Consider the following 20508-nt stretch of genomic DNA (forward strand, 5'->3'; position numbering starts at 1 on the left):
CAGTCACAGCATTTATGCTGCAGTCGCATCCGCCTGAAAGCGATGTGCAATCGAATTCGCGTAGTATTCGATGACAGGACGCTGACCCGGAACGATCCGCCACCCGTGCGCCTCCTCACTAACCACCCCGTGCTTGCGCATCTGTGCAAGCGCGTTGTGGACCGCGGCGTCCAGGTTTTTGCCCAGTTTCTCTGGCATGAATGGCTCTACCCGTTCGACAAGGTCTTTGACGCAGCTCACAATTTCCGACTGAGAAACCGGTTTGTCCTTTTTAGCCAGCACGCGTGAGATCAGCGGTACGACAAGCACTGGCATCACGGCCTCGATCCGCTGCATCAGACTGCGGGCGAGGTCTTCCACCGGTTTGTCCGCTCCAAACGTACGCAAAGAGACTGGCTCGCCAAAGACAACGGCGGCTGTCCCGAACCGCGTCACGCGTCCCCGCAAGCCCTGCCAGAACTTGCTCAGGATGAACCGCACGACCACCGAAATACGGGCACCGAACCGCCGGTCACCCCGGGCTGCCGCCGCGATCAGGACCCTGTCTTCCAGCACCCGGTCGTAGTTGATTGCCACGGGCACAAAGACCACATCGCGGCCCTCCGGATCGTGCCCTTCCAACACGTAGGACAGCAATCCCATGCGCGGCGGCATCAGTCGTCCATTCAGGCTGAGCCCGCCCTCGGGAAAGATGGCCTGTGCCACCCCACCGGCGATGGCCATCTGGACGTAGCGCGCCAGGACCTTGCGATAGAGCGCACCACGCGATTTGCGCCGGATAAAGTACGCCCCCATCATCCGAATGAGCCGGCTAAGCGGCCAGACCCGTGCCCATTCCCCTACCGCGTAAGATAGGGCCGACGTCCGCGCAGCGAGGTATGTCACCAGGACATAGTCCATGTTCGACCGATGGTTCATGATGAAGACCACAGTCGCATCTTTGGGGATGGACCGAATTATCTCGTCATTGCGGGGCCCGGTCCAGACCGAATAGATCGAATTGACCAGCAGGCGCGACATGCGTGTGCCAAGGCCGAAATAGGTAAAGGCGCTGAAGCTTGGCACAATTTCCCGCGCGTAGGCCCGGGCACGCTCGAAGGCCACATTTTCAGGCACCTTGTTGGACCGCGCATGATTGACGATTTCACGCGTGACCTCCGGATCGTAGATCAACCGCTGGATCATGTCGTACCGCCGCGCCAGCTTGAAGGGTTCAATGGGTCGGGTCAGACGCTCGTTCAAGCGCGTGACCGCGCGCTCCAACCGCCGCCTGAAAAACCAGCGGACAGAGGGAAACAAAAAATGCGACGCAAAGGTCACGGCTGCAAAGAGCACGATCAGCACAAACAGCCACAGCGGTATTTCAACGACTTGCGTCATGGGGCGACCCTTGCAGGACAGGACGGCAAGAACAATATCAAATGCATGGCATATGAGATATCAACCGGGTTCGACGCCTGCGAACGGCCCGTCGTCGCAGCTCTCTACTGGCAGGCCTTCGGTTTCAAACTGGGGCGGGTGCTGGGACCAGATGCGCGGGCGCAGCAATTCCTGCGGGCCGTGATCGACCCGGCGTTTGCGCTGGTCGCACGCGGATCGGACGGCCGCATACTGGGTGTTGCCGGGTTCAAAACGGCTGAAGGGGCGCTGGTTGGCGGCGACTTCAAGGATTTGCAGGCCGTCTACGGCTCCTGGGGAGCAGTTTGGCGCGGCCTGACGCTGTCAGTTGTGGAACGGGACGTGGCACCGGACGTTCTGCTGATGGACGGCATATGTGTGCATGAAAGCGCGCGCGGGCTGGGTGTCGGCACAGCCCTGCTCGAAGCTGTCAAATCACAGGCCCGTGCCATGGGGAAACCCACTGTGCGTCTTGATGTGATTGACAGAAACCCGCGTGCCAGAGCGCTCTATCTGCGGGAAGGCTTTGTACCGCATGGGATTGAGCACACCGGACCCTTTCGCCATGTTTTTCGGTTCAAGTCTGCGACCCAGATGCTCTGGCAGAACCCGGTAAAATAACCGATCATGCCGCAATGCAGCGAATTGACATCGGCATAATATTCCAAGTATCAGTCTTGTGACGTAATAAAATTGCTTTACCTGATTCACGAGGTTGCCATGTCCGACGCCAAGAAAGACCGCCCCTGGTTGATCCGTACCTATGCGGGTCACTCCACTGCCCAGGCGTCCAACGCGCTTTATCGGTCGAACCTCGCCAAGGGCCAGACCGGCCTGTCGGTGGCCTTCGATCTGCCCACCCAGACGGGGTATGACAGCGATCACGTGCTCGCGCGGGGCGAAGTGGGTAAAGTGGGTGTTCCGGTCAGCCATCTGGGCGACATGCGCACGCTCTTCGACCAAATCCCGCTGGAGCAGATGAACACCTCCATGACGATCAACGCCACGGCCCCGTGGCTGCTGGCGCTCTATATTGCGGTGGCCGAAGAACAGGGCGCCGATGTCTCGAAGCTGCAGGGCACGGTGCAGAACGACCTGATCAAGGAATATCTGAGTCGCGGCACCTATATCTGCCCGCCCGCGCCCAGCCTGAAGATGATCGCGGATGTGGCAGAGTATTGCTATACCAACGTGCCCAAATGGAACCCAATGAACGTCTGTTCCTACCATTTGCAGGAGGCGGGCGCGACGCCGGAGCAGGAACTGGCCTTTGCGCTGGCCACCGCGACAGCGGTGCTGGATGCGCTGAAACCGCGTGTAGCTGCAGAGGACTTCCCGGCCGTGGTCGGCCGCATTTCGTTCTTCGTGAATGCAGGCATCCGCTTCGTCACCGAGATGTGCAAGATGCGTGCCTTTGTGGATCTCTGGGACGAGATTTGCCGCGAGCGTTATGGCGTCGAGGACCCGAAGTTCCGCCGCTTCCGCTATGGCGTGCAGGTGAACTCGCTGGGCCTGACCGAACAGCAGCCTGAGAACAACGTCTACCGTATTCTCATCGAAATGCTGGCGGTGACGCTCAGCAAAAAGGCCCGCGCCCGCGCCGTGCAATTGCCTGCGTGGAACGAGGCGCTTGGCCTGCCGCGCCCTTGGGACCAGCAGTGGTCCATGCGCATGCAGCAGATCATGGCCTATGAGACAGACCTGCTGGAATTCGACGATCTTTTTGAGGGCAACCCGGCGGTGGATGCCAAGGTTGAGGCGTTGAAAGACGGCGCGCGGCACGAGCTTGCCAGCCTTGACGGCATGGGCGGCGCCATCGAAGCCATAGACTATATGAAAGCGCGGCTGGTCGACAGCAATGCTGAACGGTTGGGCCGGATCGAGGCGGGTGAAACCATCGTCGTCGGCGTAAACAAGTGGCAGCAGGGCGAGCCATCACCTCTGATGACAGGCGACGGCGGCATCATGGTGGTCGACCCGGCAGTCGAGGCGGAGCAAGTCGCGCGCTTGGACGCCTGGCGTGCCGACCGGGACGAGCGGGCGGTAGACGAGGCGCTGGCCGATCTGCGCGCGGCTGCTGCCGACGGGCGCAATGTGATGGCCCCCTCCATCGCTGCGGCGAAAGCGGGTGTGACAACCGGCGAATGGGCCGCCCAGATGCGGGCTGTGCATGGCGAATACCGCGGCCCGACGGGTGTGTCTGGGGCACGGTCGAACAAGACCGAGGGTCTGGATGATCTGCGCGAGGCGGTGGACGTTGTGAGCGACAAACTTGGTCGGCGTCTCAAGTTTCTTGTCGGCAAGCCAGGGCTCGACGGTCACTCGAACGGGGCCGAACAGATCGCCGTGCGTGCGCGGGATTGCGGTATGGACATCGCCTATGAAGGCATCCGCCTGACACCCGCGGAAATCGTCGCGGCGGCGCAGGAAGACAATGCCCATGTGGTCGGCCTGTCCATCCTGTCCGGCAGCCACATCCCATTGGTGGAGGACCTGATGGACCAGATGCGCGCGGCAGGCCTTGGCCATGTGCCCGTCATCGTTGGCGGCATCATCCCGGATGATGACGCGGAACGTCTGCGGTCCATGGGCGTCGCCCGGGTCTATACACCCAAGGATTTCGAACTCAATACCATCATGATGGACATCGTGACTCTCGCCGACCCGCAGGCCGTCGCAGCGGAATAGTGTCCAGCAAGACACACTTGAAGAGACGCACTTGTATCTGGCCAATACGTAGTTGTATCAATCGCCGACCATTCAAGGGAGAGGCGCAATGGCAGACCTGTCGAAAATGACGCGTAAACAGTTGGAAAAACTGGTGAAAGACGCGCATAAAGCATTGAAAACAATCGAAAACAAGGAGCGACGCGAAGCAAAGAAAGCAGCTGAAGCAGCGGCTGCGAAATTCGGGTTTAAGCTTGAGGAACTCACGACTGGCTCCGCGCCGGCACCAAAGCGAACAGCAAAAGCCGCTCCTAAAAAAGCGCGCGCGCCAAAATATGCCAATCCGGCGGACCCCAAGCAGACATGGAGTGGCATGGGGCGTCAACCCGGCTGGTACCGGGATGCTCTAGCGGCAGGCGTCGATCCCAAGACGCTGGAAATCTGAGCGCATGACCATCCACATCGGTGCCGCCCCCGGTGATATTGCCGAAACCGTTCTGATGCCGGGCGATCCGTACCGTGCAAGATGGGCGGCTGAGACATTTCTGGACGATGCCAAGTTGGTCAACGAAGTTCGTGGCATGCTGGGGTTCACCGGCACCTACAAAGGGAACCGGGTCACGATCCAAGGCTCGGGGATGGGCATGCCGTCGCTGTCGATCTATGCCAACGAGTTGATCTCACAATATAGTGCACAGACCCTGATCCGCATCGGCTCCTGCGGCGGGATGCAGCCGCATGTGTCCGTCCGTGACGTGATCATCGCCATGTCGGCGACCACGATCACCTCGCCCTCCTCCGGAATTTTCAGGGAGGTAAATTTTGCGCCAACAGCCAGCTACGACTTGCTGGCTGCTGCCGTTGCCGCGGCGAAGACGCGCGGCACGACAACCCACGTAGGCGGGATCTATTCTTCGGATGTCTTCTATGCAGAGCGCCCCGATCTGGACGAGCAGATGGTGCGCCACGGCATTCTGGGGGTCGAGATGGAGGCGGCGGAGCTTTACACGCTCGCGGCACGCCATGGCCGCCGGGCCTTGGCAATCCTGACGGTCAGCGACCACCTGCAGACCGGTGAAGCACTGCCTGCGGAAGATCGAGAGCAGACCTTTGGAGACATGGTCGAGATCGCGCTTGAGGCTGCGTTCAGCTGATCACGCCCCGTGGCTGCGATCATAGCCGTTGACCGCCGGCGACTGCCATCCGGTCAAGCTGCCCTCCGCGGGGCGAAAAACCTCGACAAGCAGCGGGTGGCAAGAGGTGGTATCGCTGGAATGCTCGGACGAGCAGTCCCCACCCGGACAGGCGGAGAGGTTTCCGAGCAGGTCAATCTCGGCAAAGAACTCCAGGAAATCACCCGGGCGCACCGGGCTCGCCTTCATGAAGTACTGCCCGGTGTCTCGCGTGAACCCGGTGCACATGAAGACGTTCAGCACGTCATGTACCAGAGGCTCCACCTCTGCACGCGGAGCGCCCAGATGTGCCGCAAGCGACCGCGTGAGGTTGGAGTGGCAACAGTGGTGGTACTGCCCGCCGTCCGACAACAACGCGTGGGTATAAGGATCGCAACGGGTGCCGATCACGTCATGCACCGAGCCGCCGAAGGCGTCGATCCCATACCAGCCCAGCGTGTCATGCGTGATCGTCGCCATGGGGCGCAGATACGGTAAGGACGACCACATCCGCTCCCCCCGCGTGATGTGGGTGCCATGCAGCGCGCGGGTCTTACCGGAATAGAACCGTTCGCTGAGGTTCGCCGCATTGTGCAGATTCAAGTCTCCCACTTGCGGCCCTTCGACACTGCTGATGCGAAAGAAATGCCCGGCGGGCACGGTGAAACAGCATGCCTCGCGCGCAGGTACCAGCACCTCATCGATTTTGGTCAGCTTCTGGCGCGCCCGATCGTAAAGGGTCATGTCAGGCGCAGGCAGCGTCTCCACCGGGTAGCAGATTACGGGTTTTACGGCGCGGCGCGTCTCGGCATCGGCAGGTGTGGTCACGGCGTGTCGGTCCTTTACTGAACGGGCCCGTTCTCAAACAGGCGGCAGATGAGATTTGCAGGTGTCGGGCGGCCCTTTGGACGCAGTAAAGGCCTCGGCCCCGCAGGCGGCGCATTTGTACTTCCGAAGGTTGCCCCGATCACCCGCCCGGTCTTCGCGCCAGCGGCAACGGCGGGTGGTGCGATTGCGGCGCGCGAAGATCGCAACGATGATGAAAGCGATGATCAGGCCGATAACGATGTGCATGGCGATGGCCTTTACGTCGGGGACTCGCAGGCGAGAACCTGGCCGTCGACCGTAGCGACGACATCCTCGGGGAGCTTGTACCAGCCCATCTGGTGATAACTCCACCCGTAGCGTTGCGCATCCGTCTGCATCAGGGCGTGGATATTGCTGTGAGATGGGCCGCCAGACCGGTTGGCGATACTCCAGCCCAACGATGCGCGCTGGAGGTCATCACTTCCAAGGGCGACCGCCTTGCTGCACATTTCCATAGCGCTGATCCTCTCACCGGCGAAGAATGCAGTCAGGCCCACTGCAGCAAGCGTCGCCCCAGTCGCCACGATACGCAGCGGGCGCCAGACGAGACAAAGCACCAGTACGGCAAACCCCACGGGCAGGGCGACACGGGCGACCTGTGCAAGAAAGCCAGCGAGATGGGTCAAATGCAGGGCATCGAGCAGAAGGATCGGCGGGAAACCCGCAAGGAGAAACGCATAGCGCGGGCTATAGACCATTAGCCCAAGGGCAAGCACCACAAGTGAGACTTGCAACGGTACCCAGGCCAGCAAGCGCGGATGCGCACCACGACTGCGCTTCAGCACCGGATGCAGCGCCAGCCAAAGCCAGAGGCAAATAAGTGCGGCGGCGATCACGAGACCAGCCATGGCGGAATAGAAGAAATTCATATCACGCCATATCTGGCAAATTTAGTGAGCGCGTTCCACCATCATCTTCTTGATATTGGCAATCGCTTCCGCCGGGTTCAAACCCTTGGGGCAGGTCTTGGCGCAGTTCATGATGGTGTGGCAGCGGTAGAGCTTGAACGGGTCTTCCAGATCGTCCAGACGCTCGCCTGTCGCCTCGTCGCGGCTGTCGATGATCCAACGATAAGCGTGCAGCAGCGCTGCTGGCCCGAGGTAGCGGTCACCGTTCCACCAGTAGCTGGGGCAGGAGGTGGAGCAGGAGGCACACATCACGCATTCATAAAGCCCGTCGAGCTTCTTGCGGTCCTCGATAGATTGCTTCCATTCCTTCGCGGGGCGGTTTGTCTTGGTTTCCAGCCACGGCATGATGCTCGCGTGCTGTGCGTAGAAATGGGTGAGGTCCGGGATCAGGTCCTTGACCACCGGCATATGCGGCAGCGGGTAGATGCGCACATCACCCTTCACCTCGTCCATGCCGTAGATGCAGGCGAGCGTATTGATCCCGTCGATGTTCATGGCGCAGGAGCCGCAGATGCCTTCGCGGCACGATCGGCGGAAAGTCAGCGTCGGGTCAATCTCGTTCTTGATCTTGATCAGCGCGTCCAGGATCATCGGACCACAGCTGTCGAGATCTACAAAATAGGTATCCACACGCGGGTTCTCGCCATCGTCCGGGTTCCAGCGATAGATTGTAAACTTCCTGAGATTGTTGGCGCCTTCCGGCTTTGGCCAGGTCTTGCCCTTGGTCATCCGGGAGTTTTTCGGCAGCGTCAGTTGAACCATGTCGGGTCTCCTGTTCAGTCTATAGTGTCGCGAGCGCCGACGGCGCGGCAGCACGGAGGCATTGTTGCGCTTCGGGGCGCGACAGAACGGTGCGAATGGTATCTGCCGTACCCTGATCCACCCCGGTCAGGGCGTCCGCAGCCAGCGACTGTACTTCGCTGGCGTCGGCATTATCCACCACGCAATTCGTAAAGGGCGTGAACAGCTGCTTGGGCACCTGCGGGAAATAGATCGCCAGCGCTTCGGGCAAAATGGTCTTGGCGGTGTTGCGCCCGGCAGTGTCCGTCGCCTGCTGCACATCTGCGCAGGCTGCCAGCAGGAATGCGGCGGGAAGAAGAATTCGGATCATGAAGTCCACCTTGTAAAAAGTACGTCCATATGGCTCGGCCGGGCTTTTTTGCCCTGCCCCCCGCCGAAACTCAGCACATCGCGCCATTCGAGACCGGCTTCGGCCAGCAGGGCGATGACCTCGGAGGGTAAGCCGACACCGGCAAAGCGCGGGGTCATCGAAATTTCCAGAATGGCAAAGTCACAGCGTTTCAACGTCTCAGATGCGCCTTTCAGCACATCCAGTTCGGAACCTTGCGTGTTGATCTTGAGCCCGATCCGACCTGGATAAGCCACGGAAATCTCGTCCAGAGGCCTGACGTTCACGTAGGACTGTTCAGTTCTTATGTAGGTCTCGGCCCGTTTGTCGATGCGCCGTTTGAGGCTGGCCATCGCCACATGCTCCCCCTTCTCGGAGTGCGGCACCATCAGGGTTGCCTTCCCTTCCCGCGCACCAAGTGCGGTGGCGTGGAAATGAAAGTCCTTCGGCAGGCCCTTGGCGCGCACCGCCTCGGCAGAGCTTTCCAGCGGATCGATCAACACGAAGCGCGCATGCGGAAAACTGCGGTAGAGCCAGAGGGTGCCCTGCGCCACCCCAACGTCAATCACCACATCCGGTGCGAAACCATAAGACCGAATATAGGGCGCGCGCGTCTTGATGGGATGAATGGCCATCCCTTCAGATTTGAGCGTACGCCTGATTTCCTGCAGCATCGGGCTCAGAACGTCCGCTTTTTGGGCGCGATCTTCTTGGGATCAATTCCGCCGTCGTTGTGACTGGTGAGCGGTTGCTCGTGCACACCGCGATAGCCCAAGCTTGCCTTGTTGCCCTTGAACCAGATCAGCGAGTGTTTGCGCCAGTTCTTGTCGTCGCGTTCAGGGAAGTCCTCGTGGGCGTGGGCCCCGCGGCTCTCCTTGCGCGCTTCGGCGCCGGTGATCGTCGCCACCGCGTTGGGGATCAGGTTCGCCAGTTCCAGCGTTTCCATCAGATCGGAGTTCCAGACCAAGCTGCGGTCCGTCACGCCGACGTCAGACCACTTGCCCGCGACCTCATCCATCGCTTTCTTGCCTTCGGCCAGCGTGTCGTTGGCACGGAAGACGGCGGCGTCCTTCTGCATACACTGCTGCATTTCCAGCCGCAATTCAGCGGTCGGCGTGTGACCCTTGGCATAGCGGGTGTTGTCGAAGCGGTCGAGTGCGGCCTGAACCGACGCCGCATTGGGTGTGGGCACGGCGCTGGCGGGGTCGACGACCTTGCCTGCGCGGATGGCGGCGGCGCGACCAAAGACGACAAGGTCAATCAGCGAGTTGGAGCCCAAACGGTTCGCCCCGTGCACGGAGGCACAGCCCGCCTCACCCACGGCCATGAGGCCGGGCGACACGCGGTCGGGGTCGTCTTTCGTGGGCGCCAGCACCTCGCCCCAGTAGTTCGTGGGGATGCCGCCCATATTATAGTGTACGGTCGGTAGCACCGGGATCGGCTCTTTGTTGAGGTTCACGCCCGCGAAGATGCGCGCGCTTTCCGAAATACCCGGCAGGCGCAGTTTCAGGGTCTCGGGCGGCAGGTGGTTGAGGTTGAGGTGAATGTGGTCACCATCCTTGCCAACACCCCGACCCTCGCGGATCTCCATGGTCATGCAGCGGCTGACGTAGTCGCGCGGTGCGAGGTCTTTGTACTGCGGCGCGTAGCGCTCCATGAAGCGCTCGCCCTCGGCGTTGGTCAGATAACCGCCCTCGCCGCGCGCGCCTTCGGTGATGAGGCAGCCCGCGCCGTAGATGCCGGTTGGGTGGAACTGCACAAACTCCATGTCCTGCAGCGGCAGGCCCGCACGGGCCGTCATGCCGCCGCCGTCGCCGGTGCAGGTGTGGGCAGATGTGGCGGAGAAATAGGCGCGGCCGTAGCCACCCGTCGCCAGCACCACCATCTTGGAGGCGAAAAGATGCAGCGTACCGTCATCGAGCTTCCAGCAGAGCACGCCCTGGCAGACGCCATCTTCCGACATGATCAGATCAATGGCGAAATATTCGATGTAGAATTCCGCGTTGTTCTTGAGCGACTGCCCGTAAAGCGTGTGCAGGATCGCATGACCAGTCCGGTCGGCGGCAGCACAGGTGCGCTGCACCGCGGGGCCTTCGCCAAATTCGGTGGTGTGGCCGCCAAAGGGGCGTTGGTAGATCTTGCCCTCTTCCGTGCGCGAAAACGGCACCCCGTAGTGTTCCAGTTCGTAGACCGCCTTGGGCGCCTCGCGGGCAAGGTATTCCATCGCGTCCGTATCACCCAGCCAGTCGGAACCCTTGACGGTGTCATACATGTGCCACTGCCAGGTATCTGGGCCCATGTTGGCAAGGCTCGCGGCGATGCCACCCTGGGCGGCTACGGTGTGGGACCGCGTCGGGAAGACCTTGGTCACGCAGGCCGTGCGCAGCCCCTGTTCGGCCATGCCCAGCGTGGCCCGCAGCCCGGCGCCGCCCGCTCCGACCACCACGACGTCGTATTCATGTGTTTCGTATTCGTATTCAGCCATGGATCAGTCTCCTGGATCTGTGCGGCGTGCGATGCGTCGCCACACGTCATTGGGGTCAGAGTGCGAGCCGCACGATTGCGTAAAGGCCCACGGCCATGGCCGCGTAGCTGACACAGGTCATCGCCACGATTGCGACTTTCTGTGCCAACCCATGCACATAGTCCTCGATCAGCGCCTGCACACCTCCGGCAAAGTGTTTGAAGGTCACAATGATGGTCAGGCCGGCGACGATCGCCGGGAACGGGCGATTGAAGTATGCCGTGACTTCGTCATAAGAGGCACCCAGCATGGGGCCAAAAGTAAAGACAAAGAGCGGGATCAGGATTAGCAGAGCGCCGGAACTCACAGTCATCGACCAGTGATGCGCGGTGCCAGATTTGGCGGACCCCATGCCCACGGCGCGTTTGCGGTCTGTCAGATAGCTCATGGCGGCCCCCTTAGATGATCACGATGGTCAGGAATGTAAGCAACACCGAGCCGGCGATCACTGCATACCCCAGTTTGTAGGCCGTATCGAGATCGAGGCCGATGCCCTGATCCCAAATCAAATGCCGCACCCCTGCAAGCGTGTGATACCACAGACCCCAGAGCGACAGGGTCATCACCAGATCACCGAACCAGCTGGTCAGCACGCCATTCGCATAAGCGAAGTATTCGGGCGAGGTCGCGGCTGCCAGAAACCACCAGACGACCAACAAGGAAGAGATCAGAAGCGCATTGCCGGTGATGCGCGTCAGAATGGAGGTCATGGAGGTCAGCTGCGGACGATAGATCGTCAGATGCGGCGACAAGGGGCGGTTGCCCCGATTGACATCAGCCATGTGAGATTCCTTTTGTTCCCTGCATTTCTTTTTACTGCTTATTACGGGCTTGTCACGTGTCTGCGCCGCCTCAAGGCGCGGTTAATTGGCGCGTTTTGTACAAAAATCATTAACTTGCCGTTATTTGTGATCACACGAGAACAGCGTGTGATCACATTATGGCAGGTAGCTGAGCTGTCGCGTGGTCTCGCGCTGTAATTTGCGTCTGATCTGCGCAGGATAATCCTCAAACCCGTCAGCAGTGATCACGAATGCGCCGTCGCCCAGGATCAGATTCTCGTAAAACCAGCCGGTCAGGTCGCCCTCATCCGTCTCGATCGCCAGCGCGTTCACCGTCACGCCCATGGCCGAGAGCGCTGGATGTCGGGTCAGCGGTAACACGCCTTCGTTGGAAATGCCATCACCTGAAACATCCACGACCTTGCGGGTACACTCCGGCACCTCCATCAGAGCGGCCTCAGCCGCGACAAGCGCTTCGCCGATGGCCGTGGAATAGTTGCGCCACACCCGGCGGTTGGTGGCGATGATCTCCGCCAGCGCCGTCACGTCGACATCGGTTCGGATCTGCGTCCAGGGCACGGTCTGCCGCTGGCGGGAGGAGCCGGTCCACTGGATCAGCGTGACCTGCGCCTCCTGCTCGATCAGTGCATCGACAACGGTGCCGTCGCGCAGCGCCGCGGCCAGCCCCTGCATCTGGATGTCATATTCGCGGCTGTCGACGGATCCCGATACATCAACGGCGAGCACCAGCGCCAGCTGGCAGGCAAGCGCGCCCTGCCCGCCGAGGACCATCATCACCAGAGAGGAGATCAGCCGTTTCATTGGGCCAGACTACGCAAACTGGCCGCCAATCCCAGATCATTTTTCTAAGGGGCCTCAGAATTCCGCCAGCGACCGCAGATAACCATCCAATTCACTGCAAATGATGATCTCGCGCGTTCCCGGATCATAAAAGCCGTTTGCCTCGCCACAGACCTCTGCCCGGAGGGTCAAAGTCTCTGGTAGATCGAAGTCTTCGTTCAGCGCGCGGACCTCATCAACCATCAGCTGGCCTATCAGCGTGTCATCCGTGCTCTGGAGTACCATCGATACGCCGGGTTCTTCCGCCGTGATCCCGTCCAGCACCGGACCCCAGCTGTCATAGGCAAGCTCGAACTCCTCAACACAGGTTTCCGCTCGCTCCTCCGGCAAATCCAGTTCGATTGCCAGCGCCTCGCGGGCCTCTGGATTGGCACCATAAAAAAGGCAAACCATGGTGTAATAGCGCTGCAGATCGGGGCCGTGCACATCCCAGGGGGCGGGCTCGTTCCCTTCCGCCTCTCCGAGAAAACCAAAAGCCGCATCATAGATGATGCCCGCGGCGGCCTCTTCTTCGTAGAGGTCATGGATAAGCAGGACGCTAAGCACGTCCGCTGCGTCCTCTTCCTGACCGAAAACCGGCAGGTTCAGGATGTCGATCAGGGCGTGGCCAAGTTCGTGGTAGAGAATGGCCAGCACGTTCGCCGCGACGAAATCATCCTCACGGGATTGCGCAGCAGCCGACGTGGCCGCTACGACCGCCAGCACCCCTGCCAAAATTGTCCGCCTCACCATCGCCTGTCCCTTCCCTTGCGGTTTCTACGTCGGAATCAGCGCCCAGTAGTCCAGATCGAGCAAAACATCAGACAGATACCTCCCATCCTCGCCTTTCAGCGTGAAGGGATCGCCGCCCTTTGTCGCCACCAGCCGCAGGCGCAGTGCGCCGACACCCGGCGCGGATGTCTCGGCCTTGTCCAGCACTTCGGACCACGCGCGAATGGTGTCGCCAGCAAGACAGGGATTGGCATGCGCCCCCCCGTTCAGCCCGACCACCATCTGCGCATTGGCCAGTCCGTTGAAGCTGAGCGCGCGTGCCATGGAGATGACGTGCCCGCCGTAGATCAGGCGGGACCCGTCGGGCCGGGCAGAGGTATCGAAATGCACCTTGGCGGTGTTCTGCCAAAGCCGCGTGGCCATCATATGTTCCGCCTCTTCGACGGTCACACCATCCACGTGGTCGATCTGCTCGCCGATGGCGTAGTCACCCCAGCGATGTGGCTCACCCGCCCGCGTGCAATCATAGTTGGTGAAATCGAGGCCCTTCGGGATCACCAGATCTTCTGCCGCGACGGCCTTGGGCAGATCCGGTACTACCGTCTCCGGCGCGGGTGCCTCCGGATCGCGTTTGCGTACCATGACCCAGCGCACGTATTCCAGGACCGTCTCATCGTGCTGGTTGAGGCCGGTGGTGCGCACCCAGACCACCCCGGTCTTGCCGTTGGAGTTTTGCTTGACCCCGATCACCTCAGACACCGAGCGCAGCGTGTCCCCCGGCCAGACCGGCGTGATCCAGCGTCCCTGCGCGTAGCCGAGGTTGGCCACCGCGTTCAGCGATACGTCTGGTACCGTCTTGCCGAAGACCACATGGAAGGCGACCATATCGTCGAGCGGGCTGAACGGCAGCCCGCAGCTTTGCGCAAACTGATCCGAAGAATAGAGCGCGTGACGTGCGGGGTAGAGCATGTGGTAGAGCGCCCGCTCACCCATCTTGACCGTGCGCGGCACCGCGTGATGGATCATTTGGCCGACAGTATAGTCTTCAAAGAACCGGCCCGCGTTGGTCTTCACCCCCATCACTGCGCCCCCAGCTTGGTGTCGGGCGTGTAGGTGCCGTCCACCTCTTTCACCACCGCCTGTCCGCAGCGCATGACACCTGCAGCATGGTCCCAGGTTTGCGTCGGGCTGCCATGCAGGTCCCACCCCTTGTTCAACGCCTCCGTCACCTTGTGGCAGAAGGCCGATGTGTCCTCCTCAGAGAGGAAGCGGTAGAGTTTCATGAGCTATCTCCGAAAATCAGACGGGAAAGGGCCAGACGCCGAGCCAGATGTGAATGCCTGCAACAAGTGCGAAGAGGACAAGCGAAATGACGGCCAGACGCACATAGGTCGCGGTGCCCGCGGGTTCGGGTGCTGTCCAATCCGGCTCCGCGCGGTTGATCAGGATCACTTGGCCCACGGCCCAAGCCAGCAGGCCGCCAAAGAGCAGGATGGATGCGAGATCACCGTTGACCAGCAGATGCGCCGCGCTCCAGATCTTGAAACCGGTGAGTTGCGGGTGACGGATTTTATAGGCGGGCCAGGCTTTCGCCCCTTTTGCAGCGCTGGAGCCGTAGACCCAGAACGCCAGCAACATCAGCGTATTATTGACATGCACCATGAAAGCAGGCGGCTGCCAGACGGGGATGAAATCCGCTGCACGGTAGCCGACGATCATCAAGATGAGCCCCGCGACGATACCAAGCGCGACAAGGCCCTTGCCCGGTGCGCCAAGGGCCGCGCGCTGGTCCGGCGCCAGGCGTTTGAAATAGTGAACAAGGGTCCAAAGGACCAATCCGGTGATGAGAAGTGTCATTGGCTTACCCCGCGTTGAGAGCTGCTATCGCGTCCATCTTTGCCAGTGTTTCCCGTGCAGTTGCAACATGCAGATTTTCGACGATGCGCCCGTCGACCACCGCGACCGCCTGACCGTTCGTAAGAGCCTCGTCATAGGCGGCAATCTGGCGACGGGCGAGGTCCATTTCCTCCTCGGATGGGGAAAACGCCGCATTGGCGACATCCAGCTGGGCCGGGTGGATCAGCGTCTTACCATCAAACCCCATATCGCGACCCTGCTCACATTCCGCCACAAGACCGTCCGCATCGCGAAAGGCGTTGTAGACCCCGTCGATGATGGCCAGGCCGTGCGCCTTTGCCGCAAGCAAACACAGGCCCAGCCCGGTCATCAGCGGCATGCGGTCCGCACGAAAACGCGTGCCCATGTCCTTGGCGAGATCGTTTGTCCCCATCACCATGCCCTGCGACAGCGGATGGGCGGCAATCTCCGCGGCGCGCAGCATGCCCGCGGGCGTCTCCATCATTGCCCACAGCGGCAGATCGCCCGTGATCTCTGCCAATGCATCAAGCTCCGCAGGCCCGTTTACCTTGGGCAGCAACACTGCATCTGCCCCCATCGACAGAACCGCACGTGCATCCCCAGCCCCCCATTCGGTTCCCAGGTCGTTGATACGCACGATCTTCATGCGCGCACCGTAACCGCCGTCGGAAAGCGCCTGCGCCAGCGTGCTGCGCGCGGTTGATTTTTCATCCGGTGCCACCGCGTCTTCGAGATCGAATATGATGGCATCCGCAGGCAAGCTCCGGGCTTTTTCCAGTGCCCGAGGTTTTGAACCCGGAATGTAGAGAACAGAACGCAAAGGGCGTTGAGAGACAGTCATCGGCAAGGGTCCACGCGAGTAAGCAGGTCACAAAATTGCGCGGAATGGGGCATTTTTTGAAAGAAACTGCAAGCAGATTTGTGCCGCAATGCAGCAAATTTCAAATTCAATCTATATCCGTACGGCGGGTTAACCATTATTTCAGCCCTAAAGCGGATGGTGTTTGCGTCGGATATCTCGGCAAAGCACTGCTACGGCCTGGCCGCTGGACGCAGCTGAGTTCGTGATATCACCGGCATTTATCTTGAACCGGGGCCGCCCGGTCATCACCGGTAAAACCGGTTGGGCCAGATGACAGCGGGTGCCGCCTTTGACATGAAGGCAGACACATTATGACACGCATATCCAAGATGCTGCATTTGGGCGCGCTCAGCGCGGCAGCCGCACTTTACATTGCTTCCACAACAGATGCTGCAGCGCAAAATGCGCGCAATTGTGCACCACGCGACGCCGTTGTTGACCGGCTTGCCGACGGCTACGGCGAATCCCGCCAATCCATGGGTCTGGGTGCCAACAACGCGGTGATCGAGGTTTTTGCTTCCGATGAAACCGGCACATGGACAATTACGGTCACCACGCCCAACGGGCTGACATGTCTCGTTGCGTCCGGACAGTCCTATGAAACACTGGCTGAGGCGTTGCCCGCCAAAGGCAACGACGCCTGAGCTACAATGGTGGGCCAGCGGCCCACCTGGCAGACCTGGCAGACATTGCTAAAACTCGAGCGCCCTTGGCGCGGGCCTAAGCCCGGCGGCCGCTCAGGTTAGACCATCCCAGATCAGTTTGATCCCGGTCAGGGTCAACAGCACATAAGTAAGACCAAAGAACAGCTGCTCCGGCACCAGCCGATGGGCGCGCACCCCCAGCCAGGCACCAAGCAGGGCAAAGGGCGCCAGCACGAGATTTGCCACCCCCGTCTCCAGCGTGAACATCCCTAGAAATGCGTAAGGGATGAATTTGGCGATATTGATCACCCAGAAAACAAGCACAGTTGTCGCCTGGTACTGGGTTTTCGTCAGCTTCGTGGAAAGCAGATATACCGCAGCTGGCGGTCCGCCTGCGTGGCTGACAAAGCTTGTGAAGCCGGCCACCAGCCCGGCAAAGCCCCCTGCCCAAAGCGGAAGTCTGCGTGCCGACCGCGCCATCAATTTCGGGGCGAGGCCCACCTGCCACAGGACAAAGGCGATAGAAATCGCACCGATCAGAACCCGGAGTACATCGGGTTCCGCGATCCTGTAGAGTGCAGCGCCCAGCGCCACACCAGGCATCCCCCCAAGGATCAACAGCAACGCCGCTTGTCCGTCCCATTTGCGCCAGTATGGGCGCAGGGACGCAACGTCGATCAGCATCAAAAGCGGCAGCATGACGCCTAGCGCCAGCCCCGGTTCGACCACAAGTGCCAGTATACTTGCTGCGGCAAACGCGGCACCGGACCCGAACCCACCTTTGGAAATACCTGCAAAGATGACAGCCGGCCCAGCTACCGCAAAAAACATCCAGTCCAGTGTGAGCAATCTGCTGCCTCTCCTCTGGTGCCCTGCACAATTGATCAGCACCCTGCCATCCACGCGTGCACGGAAGCACACGATTCGGCATGCACAGATCACGACAGCGCCCGCCCGAACACAACCACGCAAGTGAACTTGCGCAAGCGGGCGTTAATGGGTAGCAGAGGGCGCAACTTCAACCCAATGCGGAGCATATTCCATGGCAAGACCCAAAATCGCGCTGATCGGCGCTGGTCAAATCGGCGGCACACTTGCCCATCTGGCAGCGCTGAAGGAACTGGGCGACGTTGTCCTTTTTGATATTGCCGAAGGCGTCCCGGAAGGCAAAGCGCTCGACATCGCGGAGAGCGGCCCCTCTGCCAAGTTCGACGCCACCATGTCCGGCACACAAACCTATGAAGACATTGCGGGCGCTGACGTTTGCATCGTGACCGCTGGCGTGGCTCGTAAGCCGGGCATGAGCCGCGATGATCTGCTAGGTATCAACCTAAAGGTCATGAAATCCGTTGGCGAAGGTATCCGCGATCACGCACCGAATGCATTTGTCATCTGCATCACCAACCCGCTCGATGCGATGGTCTGGGCGTTGCGCGAATTCTCCGGCCTGCCGCATGAGAAGGTTTGCGGCATGGCGGGCGTGCTGGATTCTGCGCGCTTCCGCCATTTCCTTGCGTCCGAATTCGACGTCTCGATGAAGGACGTCACCGCCTTTGTGCTGGGCGGACACGGCGACACGATGGTGCCGCTGGTGCGCTATTCGACCGTCGCCGGTATCCCGCTGCCCGATCTGGTGAAAATGGGCTGGACCACGCAGGAAAAACTCGACGCGATCGTGCAGCGCACCCGTGACGGCGGTGCCGAGATCGTCGGCTTGTTGAAAACCGGTTCCGCCTTCTACGCGCCAGCGACCTCGGCAATTGAAATGGCCGAAAGCTATTTGAAAGATCAGAAACGTGTTCTGCCTTGTGCGGCCTACGTCAGCGGCGCTTACGGCCTGAAAGGCTTCTACGTCGGCGTTCCGACCGTGATCGGCGCGGGCGGTGTCGAGCGCATTGTCGAGATTTCGATGAACAAGGACGAACAGGCCATGTTCGACAATTCGGTAAAGGCGGTCAAAGGCCTGGTGGAAGCCTGCAAGGGCATCGACGGCAGCCTGTCCTGATCCTTTCCGAACAAGGATGATTGCGAAAGAGCCCGTTCCGCCGGGCTCTTTTTTTGGCCGCGTCCATGAGGCGTCAGCTTGACTTTGCGCCGCGGATTTGTTCATTGACGCCATGTCAAGAGAGCGCCCCCCTACGCGAGAGCGGATCGTGAATGCCGCACTTGCCCTGCTCGGAAGCGAGCGGCGCGACGCCACGCGGCTGTCGGATATCGCCAAGAAGGCCGGCGTGAGCCGTCAGGCGATTTACCTGCATTTCGGCTCTCGCGCCGAAGTCCTGATCGCCGCAACCAAAGCACTCGATGCACAGCTTGATATGGACAGTCAATTGCAGGCCAGCCGCACCGCACCATCCGGACGCGTCAGGCTAGAGGCGTTTGTCCTTGCCTGGTGCAGCTACGTGCCGAAAATCTACCGTGTCGCAAAGCCACTCATGGACATGGCGGCTACGGATACCGAGGCCGCATCCGCCTGGTCACGACGCATGTCCGACATGCGTGAAGGGTGCGCGGCGGCTATCCAGGCGCTGCATGGGGACGGCGATCTGCCCGCAGGTCTGGACCCGGAAATTGCCACTGACCTGATGTGGTCCATGCTGTTGGTGACAACATGGGAAGATCTCGTCCTGCAGCGCGGCTGGACGCAATCGACCTATGAAAACGAGATGGTCGCCGCCTGCCAACGGCTCTTTGTGGCGTAACCCGGGTCCCCGGGCTGCGAATCCCTTGCTTTATATGAAAATTGTCGCTCTGGCACATTTTGTGATCACAGCAGAAAATCCTGTGATCACAAAATGTCGATTTCTCACTTTGAAGCTGTGATAAAGGCCAAAACAGGTTCCATCATGGGAATTTCGGGTTTTATATCGGCGAAACGATCCGATCCAACAAAACGGGACCCTATCCATGAACATCCACGAATATCAGGCGAAAGCATTGTTGCGCAGCTATGGCGCGCCCGTCTCGGACGGTCGGGTGGTCCTGCGGGCGGAAGAGGCCAAAACAGCCGCCGGTGCGATGGACGGTCCGATGTGGGTGGTCAAGGCGCAGATCCACGCGGGCGGACGCGGCAAGGGCAGCTTCAAGGAACCGGACGCCGGGGACAAAGGCGGCGTGCGTCTGACCAAATCTGTGGAAGAGGCCGCGGAGGAAGCCAAGAAGATGCTGGGCCGCACGCTGGTCACGCATCAGACCGGGCCGGCCGGCAAGCAGGTCAACCGCATTTACATCGAGGATGGCTCGGGCATCGAGACGGAGATGTATCTCGCCCTGCTGGTAGACCGCCAGACCAGCCGCGTCAGCTTTGTCTGTTCCACCGAAGGTGGCATGGACATCGAGGAGGTGGCTGCGGCAACCCCTGAAAAAATCCTCAGCTTTTCGGTTGACCCAGCCTCTGGGTATCAGGCCTTCCACGGCCGCCGCATCGCCTTTGCGCTGGGGCTCACTGGCAAACAAATCAAGCAATGCGTCGGCCTGATGGGCCTGCTCTATAAAGCCTTCATGGAAAAAGACATGGAGATGCTGGAGATCAACCCGCTGATCGTGACCGACAGCGGCGATCTGAAAGTGCTCGATGCCAAGGTCAGCTTTGACGGCAACGCCATTTACCGTCACTCGGACGTGGCCGAGCTGCGCGACACCACCGAGGAGGACAGCAAGGAGCTGGAGGCCTCGAAATACGATCTGAACTACATCGCGCTTGATGGCGAAATCGGCTGCATGGTGAACGGCGCGGGTCTTGCCATGGCCACGATGGACATCATCAAGCTCTATGGGGCCGAGCCTGCCAACTTCCTCGACGTCGGTGGCGGAGCCACCAAGGAGAAGGTGACAGAAGCCTTCAAGATCATCACCTCCGACCCCAACGTCAAAGGCATCCTGGTGAACATCTTCGGCGGCATCATGCGCTGCGATGTCATCGCCGAAGGCGTGGTGGCCGCGGTGAAGGAGGTGGGCCTGCAGGTGCCGCTGGTGGTGCGTCTGGAGGGCACCAACGTGCAGCAGGGCAAGGACATCATCAACAATTCCGATGTCGACGTGATTGCCGCCGATGACCTCAAGGACGGCGCGCAGAAGATCGTGAAAGCCGTCAAGGGCTGACCCG

Annotated in this window: 25 protein-coding genes; 8 read left to right on the forward strand and 17 right to left on the reverse strand. The window is 60.5% G+C overall.

Annotated features, from left to right (window positions below):
• Positions 1–12: 12 nt before the first annotated feature.
• A complete protein-coding gene (locus Q1A52_RS00250; protein ID WP_300009350.1) occupies positions 13–1380 on the reverse strand; it encodes a 1-acyl-sn-glycerol-3-phosphate acyltransferase in 1368 nt (455 codons plus the stop codon).
• Positions 1381–1425: 45 nt separating this feature from the next.
• Here Q1A52_RS00250 and Q1A52_RS00255 point away from each other — a divergent pair, with 45 nt between their 5' ends.
• The 4 genes from Q1A52_RS00255 (at position 1426) to deoD (ending at position 5219) form a co-directional block, all read left to right on the forward strand.
• Positions 1426–2019 (forward strand): GNAT family N-acetyltransferase, encoded by a 594-nt coding sequence (locus Q1A52_RS00255; protein ID WP_300009354.1) that lies wholly within the window; start codon positions 1426–1428, stop codon positions 2017–2019.
• Between the two features lie 99 nt (positions 2020–2118).
• Positions 2119–4086, forward strand: coding sequence for a protein meaA (locus Q1A52_RS00260; RefSeq protein ID WP_300009357.1), 1968 nt, complete (start codon positions 2119–2121; stop codon positions 4084–4086).
• A gap of 88 nt (positions 4087–4174) precedes the next feature.
• Positions 4175–4510: an H-NS histone family protein gene (locus Q1A52_RS00265; protein WP_300009360.1), complete on the forward strand. Its 336-nt coding sequence runs from the start codon at positions 4175–4177 to the stop codon at positions 4508–4510.
• 4 nt (positions 4511–4514) lie between these two features.
• On the forward strand, positions 4515–5219 hold the full coding sequence (gene deoD, locus Q1A52_RS00270) for a purine-nucleoside phosphorylase (protein ID WP_300009363.1): 705 nt from the start codon (positions 4515–4517) through the stop codon (positions 5217–5219).
• On the opposite strand, the gene Q1A52_RS00275 is transcribed toward deoD, so the two are convergent.
• The 15 genes from Q1A52_RS00275 to Q1A52_RS00345 all read right to left on the reverse strand — a co-directional run bounded on the left by Q1A52_RS00275 (position 5220) and on the right by Q1A52_RS00345 (position 15738).
• A complete protein-coding gene (locus Q1A52_RS00275) occupies positions 5220–6065 on the reverse strand; it encodes a DUF1989 domain-containing protein (protein WP_300009366.1) in 846 nt (281 codons plus the stop codon).
• Between the two features lie 33 nt (positions 6066–6098).
• Positions 6099–6311 (reverse strand): hypothetical protein, encoded by a 213-nt coding sequence (locus tag Q1A52_RS00280; protein WP_299781254.1) that lies wholly within the window; start codon positions 6309–6311, stop codon positions 6099–6101.
• An 11-nt stretch (positions 6312–6322) separates the two neighbouring features.
• A complete protein-coding gene (locus Q1A52_RS00285; RefSeq protein ID WP_300009369.1) occupies positions 6323–6973 on the reverse strand; it encodes a hypothetical protein in 651 nt (216 codons plus the stop codon).
• A 21-nt stretch (positions 6974–6994) separates the two neighbouring features.
• Positions 6995–7774, reverse strand: coding sequence for a succinate dehydrogenase iron-sulfur subunit (locus Q1A52_RS00290; RefSeq protein ID WP_299781250.1), 780 nt, complete (start codon positions 7772–7774; stop codon positions 6995–6997).
• 19 nt (positions 7775–7793) lie between these two features.
• Positions 7794–8123, reverse strand: a complete 330-nt coding sequence (locus Q1A52_RS00295; RefSeq protein WP_299781249.1) for a hypothetical protein — start codon at positions 8121–8123, stop codon at positions 7794–7796.
• Positions 8120–8776 (reverse strand): FkbM family methyltransferase, encoded by a 657-nt coding sequence (locus Q1A52_RS00300; protein ID WP_300009372.1) that lies wholly within the window; start codon positions 8774–8776, stop codon positions 8120–8122. Before Q1A52_RS00300 ends, Q1A52_RS00295 begins: the two co-directional genes overlap by 4 nt.
• A gap of 44 nt (positions 8777–8820) precedes the next feature.
• Positions 8821–10626, reverse strand: a complete 1806-nt coding sequence (sdhA, locus tag Q1A52_RS00305; protein ID WP_300009375.1) for a succinate dehydrogenase flavoprotein subunit — start codon at positions 10624–10626, stop codon at positions 8821–8823.
• Between the two features lie 55 nt (positions 10627–10681).
• Positions 10682–11053 carry a succinate dehydrogenase, hydrophobic membrane anchor protein gene (gene sdhD, locus Q1A52_RS00310; RefSeq protein ID WP_300009378.1) on the reverse strand — a complete coding sequence of 124 codons (372 nt, stop codon included), beginning with the start codon at positions 11051–11053 and terminating at the stop codon, positions 10682–10684.
• Positions 11054–11063: 10 nt separating this feature from the next.
• Positions 11064–11447 (reverse strand): succinate dehydrogenase, cytochrome b556 subunit, encoded by a 384-nt coding sequence (sdhC, locus tag Q1A52_RS00315; protein WP_299831804.1) that lies wholly within the window; start codon positions 11445–11447, stop codon positions 11064–11066.
• Positions 11448–11603: 156 nt separating this feature from the next.
• Positions 11604–12269: a DUF1194 domain-containing protein gene (locus tag Q1A52_RS00320; RefSeq protein WP_300009381.1), complete on the reverse strand. Its 666-nt coding sequence runs from the start codon at positions 12267–12269 to the stop codon at positions 11604–11606.
• 54 nt (positions 12270–12323) lie between these two features.
• Positions 12324–13040 (reverse strand): DUF4344 domain-containing metallopeptidase, encoded by a 717-nt coding sequence (locus Q1A52_RS00325; RefSeq protein WP_300009384.1) that lies wholly within the window; start codon positions 13038–13040, stop codon positions 12324–12326.
• Positions 13041–13064: 24 nt separating this feature from the next.
• Positions 13065–14099 carry a MaoC family dehydratase gene (locus Q1A52_RS00330; protein WP_300009387.1) on the reverse strand — a complete coding sequence of 345 codons (1035 nt, stop codon included), beginning with the start codon at positions 14097–14099 and terminating at the stop codon, positions 13065–13067.
• Complete coding sequence (locus Q1A52_RS00335; protein ID WP_299831792.1) at positions 14099–14302, reverse strand: DUF1737 domain-containing protein; 204 nt, start codon at positions 14300–14302, stop codon at positions 14099–14101. Before Q1A52_RS00335 ends, Q1A52_RS00330 begins: the two co-directional genes overlap by 1 nt.
• 16 nt (positions 14303–14318) lie before the next feature.
• Positions 14319–14876, reverse strand: a complete 558-nt coding sequence (locus Q1A52_RS00340; RefSeq protein WP_300009390.1) for an NnrU family protein — start codon at positions 14874–14876, stop codon at positions 14319–14321.
• A 4-nt stretch (positions 14877–14880) separates the two neighbouring features.
• A complete protein-coding gene (locus Q1A52_RS00345; protein ID WP_300009393.1) occupies positions 14881–15738 on the reverse strand; it encodes a CoA ester lyase in 858 nt (285 codons plus the stop codon).
• Positions 15739–16070: 332 nt separating this feature from the next.
• Here Q1A52_RS00345 and Q1A52_RS00350 point away from each other — a divergent pair, with 332 nt between their 5' ends.
• Entirely contained in the window at positions 16071–16403 is a 333-nt protein-coding gene (locus tag Q1A52_RS00350) for a hypothetical protein (RefSeq protein WP_300009396.1), read from the forward strand.
• 93 nt (positions 16404–16496) lie between these two features.
• On the opposite strand, the gene Q1A52_RS00355 is transcribed toward Q1A52_RS00350, so the two are convergent.
• Positions 16497–17234, reverse strand: a complete 738-nt coding sequence (locus Q1A52_RS00355) for a sulfite exporter TauE/SafE family protein (RefSeq protein WP_300009399.1) — start codon at positions 17232–17234, stop codon at positions 16497–16499.
• Between the two features lie 211 nt (positions 17235–17445).
• On the opposite strand from Q1A52_RS00355, the gene mdh reads away from it, so the two are divergent.
• The 3 genes from mdh (at position 17446) to sucC (ending at position 20504) form a co-directional block, all read left to right on the forward strand.
• The gene (mdh, locus tag Q1A52_RS00360) at positions 17446–18408 is read left to right on the forward strand and encodes a malate dehydrogenase (protein ID WP_299781224.1); all 963 of its coding nucleotides are present in this window, start codon (positions 17446–17448) and stop codon (positions 18406–18408) included.
• 112 nt (positions 18409–18520) lie between these two features.
• A complete protein-coding gene (locus tag Q1A52_RS00365) occupies positions 18521–19105 on the forward strand; it encodes a TetR/AcrR family transcriptional regulator (protein WP_300009403.1) in 585 nt (194 codons plus the stop codon).
• A 205-nt stretch (positions 19106–19310) separates the two neighbouring features.
• Complete coding sequence (gene sucC / locus Q1A52_RS00370; RefSeq protein ID WP_300009406.1) at positions 19311–20504, forward strand: ADP-forming succinate--CoA ligase subunit beta; 1194 nt, start codon at positions 19311–19313, stop codon at positions 20502–20504.
• Positions 20505–20508: the final 4 nt, after the last annotated feature.

It is taken from the genome of uncultured Roseobacter sp. (genome assembly GCF_947488185.1).
In the GTDB taxonomy this organism is placed as follows: domain Bacteria; phylum Pseudomonadota; class Alphaproteobacteria; order Rhodobacterales; family Rhodobacteraceae; genus Roseobacter.

Bases quoted from the DNA above. Each gene is read 5' to 3' on its own strand.
- sucC (WP_300009406.1), top strand. From the start codon at position 19,311: ATGAACATCCACGAATATCAGGCGAAAGCATTGTTGCGCAGCTATGGC.
- sdhD (WP_300009378.1), bottom strand. From the start codon at position 11,053: ATGAGCTATCTGACAGACCGCAAACGCGCCGTGGGCATGGGGTCCGCC.
- mdh (WP_299781224.1), top strand. From the start codon at position 17,446: ATGGCAAGACCCAAAATCGCGCTGATCGGCGCTGGTCAAATCGGCGGC.
- Q1A52_RS00355 (WP_300009399.1), bottom strand. From the start codon at position 17,234: ATGTTTTTTGCGGTAGCTGGGCCGGCTGTCATCTTTGCAGGTATTTCC.
- deoD (WP_300009363.1), top strand. From the start codon at position 4,515: ATGACCATCCACATCGGTGCCGCCCCCGGTGATATTGCCGAAACCGTT.
- Q1A52_RS00265 (WP_300009360.1), top strand. From the start codon at position 4,175: ATGGCAGACCTGTCGAAAATGACGCGTAAACAGTTGGAAAAACTGGTG.
- Q1A52_RS00250 (WP_300009350.1), bottom strand. From the start codon at position 1,380: ATGACGCAAGTCGTTGAAATACCGCTGTGGCTGTTTGTGCTGATCGTG.
- Q1A52_RS00350 (WP_300009396.1), top strand. From the start codon at position 16,071: ATGACACGCATATCCAAGATGCTGCATTTGGGCGCGCTCAGCGCGGCA.
- Q1A52_RS00345 (WP_300009393.1), bottom strand. From the start codon at position 15,738: ATGACTGTCTCTCAACGCCCTTTGCGTTCTGTTCTCTACATTCCGGGT.
- Q1A52_RS00330 (WP_300009387.1), bottom strand. From the start codon at position 14,099: ATGGGGGTGAAGACCAACGCGGGCCGGTTCTTTGAAGACTATACTGTC.
- Q1A52_RS00320 (WP_300009381.1), bottom strand. From the start codon at position 12,269: ATGAAACGGCTGATCTCCTCTCTGGTGATGATGGTCCTCGGCGGGCAG.
- Q1A52_RS00280 (WP_299781254.1), bottom strand. From the start codon at position 6,311: ATGCACATCGTTATCGGCCTGATCATCGCTTTCATCATCGTTGCGATC.
- Q1A52_RS00365 (WP_300009403.1), top strand. From the start codon at position 18,521: ATGTCAAGAGAGCGCCCCCCTACGCGAGAGCGGATCGTGAATGCCGCA.
- Q1A52_RS00290 (WP_299781250.1), bottom strand. From the start codon at position 7,774: ATGGTTCAACTGACGCTGCCGAAAAACTCCCGGATGACCAAGGGCAAG.
- Q1A52_RS00295 (WP_299781249.1), bottom strand. From the start codon at position 8,123: ATGATCCGAATTCTTCTTCCCGCCGCATTCCTGCTGGCAGCCTGCGCA.
- Q1A52_RS00300 (WP_300009372.1), bottom strand. From the start codon at position 8,776: ATGGCCATTCATCCCATCAAGACGCGCGCGCCCTATATTCGGTCTTAT.
- sdhA (WP_300009375.1), bottom strand. From the start codon at position 10,626: ATGGCTGAATACGAATACGAAACACATGAATACGACGTCGTGGTGGTC.
- Q1A52_RS00340 (WP_300009390.1), bottom strand. From the start codon at position 14,876: ATGACACTTCTCATCACCGGATTGGTCCTTTGGACCCTTGTTCACTAT.
- Q1A52_RS00325 (WP_300009384.1), bottom strand. From the start codon at position 13,040: ATGGTGAGGCGGACAATTTTGGCAGGGGTGCTGGCGGTCGTAGCGGCC.
- Q1A52_RS00335 (WP_299831792.1), bottom strand. From the start codon at position 14,302: ATGAAACTCTACCGCTTCCTCTCTGAGGAGGACACATCGGCCTTCTGC.
- Q1A52_RS00255 (WP_300009354.1), top strand. From the start codon at position 1,426: ATGGCATATGAGATATCAACCGGGTTCGACGCCTGCGAACGGCCCGTC.
- sdhC (WP_299831804.1), bottom strand. From the start codon at position 11,447: ATGGCTGATGTCAATCGGGGCAACCGCCCCTTGTCGCCGCATCTGACG.
- Q1A52_RS00260 (WP_300009357.1), top strand. From the start codon at position 2,119: ATGTCCGACGCCAAGAAAGACCGCCCCTGGTTGATCCGTACCTATGCG.
- Q1A52_RS00285 (WP_300009369.1), bottom strand. From the start codon at position 6,973: ATGAATTTCTTCTATTCCGCCATGGCTGGTCTCGTGATCGCCGCCGCA.